Source organism: Streptomyces silaceus (genome assembly GCF_001419745.1).
In the GTDB taxonomy this organism is placed as follows: Bacteria; Actinomycetota; Actinomycetes; order Streptomycetales; family Streptomycetaceae; genus Streptomyces; species Streptomyces silaceus.
Window position 1 is genome coordinate 1 of record NZ_LIRJ01000386.1, and the last position, 2,200, is coordinate 2,200.

Annotated in this window: 2 protein-coding genes and 1 pseudogene; all 3 read right to left on the minus strand. The window is 77.5% G+C overall.

The features are described 5' to 3' along the window. Positions 1–215, minus strand: a pseudogene (locus AOK22_RS30835) (hypothetical protein); the annotation flags it as partial. After that, entirely contained in the window at positions 212–1,663 is a 1,452-nt protein-coding gene (locus tag AOK22_RS30840) for a VWA domain-containing protein (RefSeq protein WP_079036927.1), read from the minus strand. The gene AOK22_RS30840 and the pseudogene AOK22_RS30835, both read right to left, overlap by 4 nt. Continuing rightward, positions 1,612–2,200 (minus strand): tetratricopeptide repeat protein (locus AOK22_RS30845; RefSeq protein ID WP_279617098.1); only part of this gene is annotated, 589 nt, incomplete at its 5' end. The genes AOK22_RS30840 and AOK22_RS30845, both read right to left, overlap by 52 nt.

Below are 2,200 nucleotides of genomic sequence, written 5' to 3' on the forward strand. Positions count from 1 at the left end.
TCCCGCAGGGCCGCCGAGTCCCCGCGGACCCCGGCGTACGCCCAGCCGAACGACGCGGCCGCGACGACGGCGAGCAGCGGCAGCGTGATCATGCGTTCGCGCAGGTAGACGCGGTTGCGGGGCCGTTCGTGGAGCGGGGCGGGCCACAGGAGCCGCCACGGCCCGCGGGCCGCCGACCTCCCGCGTTCCCACAGGGCCTCCAGGAGGGCTTTCACCGGGGGCCGCCGGGGCGGCGGGGGGCGGGCAGGACCGTCATGCTCGACTGGATGCGGGCCGCCTTGATGTCGAACCTCGCGATGCGGTCCAGGAGTTCGACCTCGCCCCGGGCGGCGTCGCGGACGTGGACGAGGCGGCGCAGGTGGTCCTGCATGGCCGTGTCGCCCGCCTCGGCGGCCAGCCGCCAGGCCTGGCCGAGCAGGGCCTGGGCCGGGGCGCGCCGGCCCCGCTTCAGCTCCGCGCAGGCCTCCTCGAAGGTGCGGTGCAGCTCCTCCTCGTGCCGGTAGTGGGCGACCTGCGGGTCCAGGCGGCTGTAGAGGTCGGCGTCGTCGGTCCAGCGCACCAACACGGGCTGGGGGAGCGGCAGTTCGATGCCCGTGGGGGTGTCCGGCGGGGCGTCCGTGTCGACCTCGGCCTCCGTGAGCAGGAGCTGCTTGCCCAGCTGGGCGGGGTCGTAGGGCACGCCGACGCACAGCAGGTACGCGCGGGTCTCCTCGCCGCACGGCCCCAGGTCGTACTCGTGGACCGGCCCGCCCGCCCCTCGCGCCACGCCCGACAGGTCGGCGCGGGCCGGGGTGAGCGCGGTCCGCGTCGGGTGGACCTGCTCGAAGGAGTGCGGGCGCACCCCGGCGCGGTGGTGGAGCCGCAGCCGCAGCCCGGTGACGTCGCGCTCGGCGGCTCGGCCGGTGAGCTCGGCCAGCTCGTCCGGCAGTCGCGTCAGATCCGCCACGGCCCGGGTGCGGCCGCCCAACGCGCCCGCGATCAGCAGGAGTTCCTCGGTCTCCCAGGCGTCGCCGATGCCGACGACGTCGCACGCGAAGGCCCGCGCGCACCGCTCGACGCGCTCGCGCAGCTCCTCGCGCGTCTCGTAGCCGGGTTCGTTCCTGCCGTCGGTGAGCAGCAGCGCGTGGCGTACGTAGCCGCCGTCGCCGTGGGCGGGCAGGTCGCGGAAGAGGTGCCGGGCGCGCTCCAGCCAGGTGCCCATCGCGGTGCCGCCGCCCGGGGTGCAGTCGTGCAGGGCGGCCTCGGCCGCGGCCCGCGACTCGGCGTGCGCGACGGCGAGGCCGGGCCGCCGCGGATAGATCATGGCGGTCCTGTCGCCCCCGGCGACCAGCGCGAACAGCGCGCCGTCGGGGATGCGGGCCAGCGCGCTGACGGCGGCGGCGCGGGCGGCCGCGAGGCGGCTCGGCGGCATCACCATCGAGGAGGAGTGGTCGATGAGCAGCACCTCGGCGAGCCGGGGCCGCGCGGTGCCGGGGCCCGGGGCGGGCACGGTGGCGGCGGGCGGCGGCTGCCCGGCGTCGCGTCTGCGGACGGTCACCGTGAGGACGGCGTACATCCGCGCCGCCTCCTCGGTGGCCGTCGCGCGGGGCCGGGGCAGCTCGACGACCTGGCTCACCTCCAGGCCGACCGAGGCGACCGGTTCCTGATCTTCTTGCCCAGCCATGAGGTGTCCTTGCCGAATCGGGAGTGCCACAGTGCGAGGGGGCGTACCGCGTAGGCGCGGTCGAGGAGGAGTTCGGCGAGCGGGGGCGTGCCCGCGTCGCCGTCGGCCGGGGCGTCGCGGCCCGCCTGGTGGGCGAGGCCCCGGTAGAAGCCGGACAGGTCCTTGCGCAACGCCCGTTCCTCGTCGGGGAACGCGAGCAGCGGGTCGGCCCGGGCCGCGACGGCGCGCAGTTCGGTGGCGGTCATGCGGGGCACGTCGCCGTCCCCGCCGAGCAGCCGGTGGGCCGCGCCCCACACCTCCGCCTTCATGCGGACGCGGGACGGTTCGTCGGTCAGGCCGTGCGCGGAGAACAGCCGGGCCAGGGCGCGCACCGCGGTGCCGAGTCCGGCGGCGTCGCGCGCGTGGTCGACACGGATGCGCACGGCGGCGGTGCGGGCGGCGGTGCGGTGCCGGGAGTGCTGGGGCACCGCGTCGAGCGCGGCGATGGCGGCGGAGGTGGCGTCGGGGCCGCCGAGGGCGAGCCGGGCGCGGGCCGCG

Excerpts from the sequence above, each read along its gene's own strand:
- AOK22_RS30840 (WP_079036927.1), bottom strand. The coding sequence starts at position 1,663 with ATGGCTGGGCAAGAAGATCAGGAACCGGTCGCCTCGGTCGGCCTGGAG.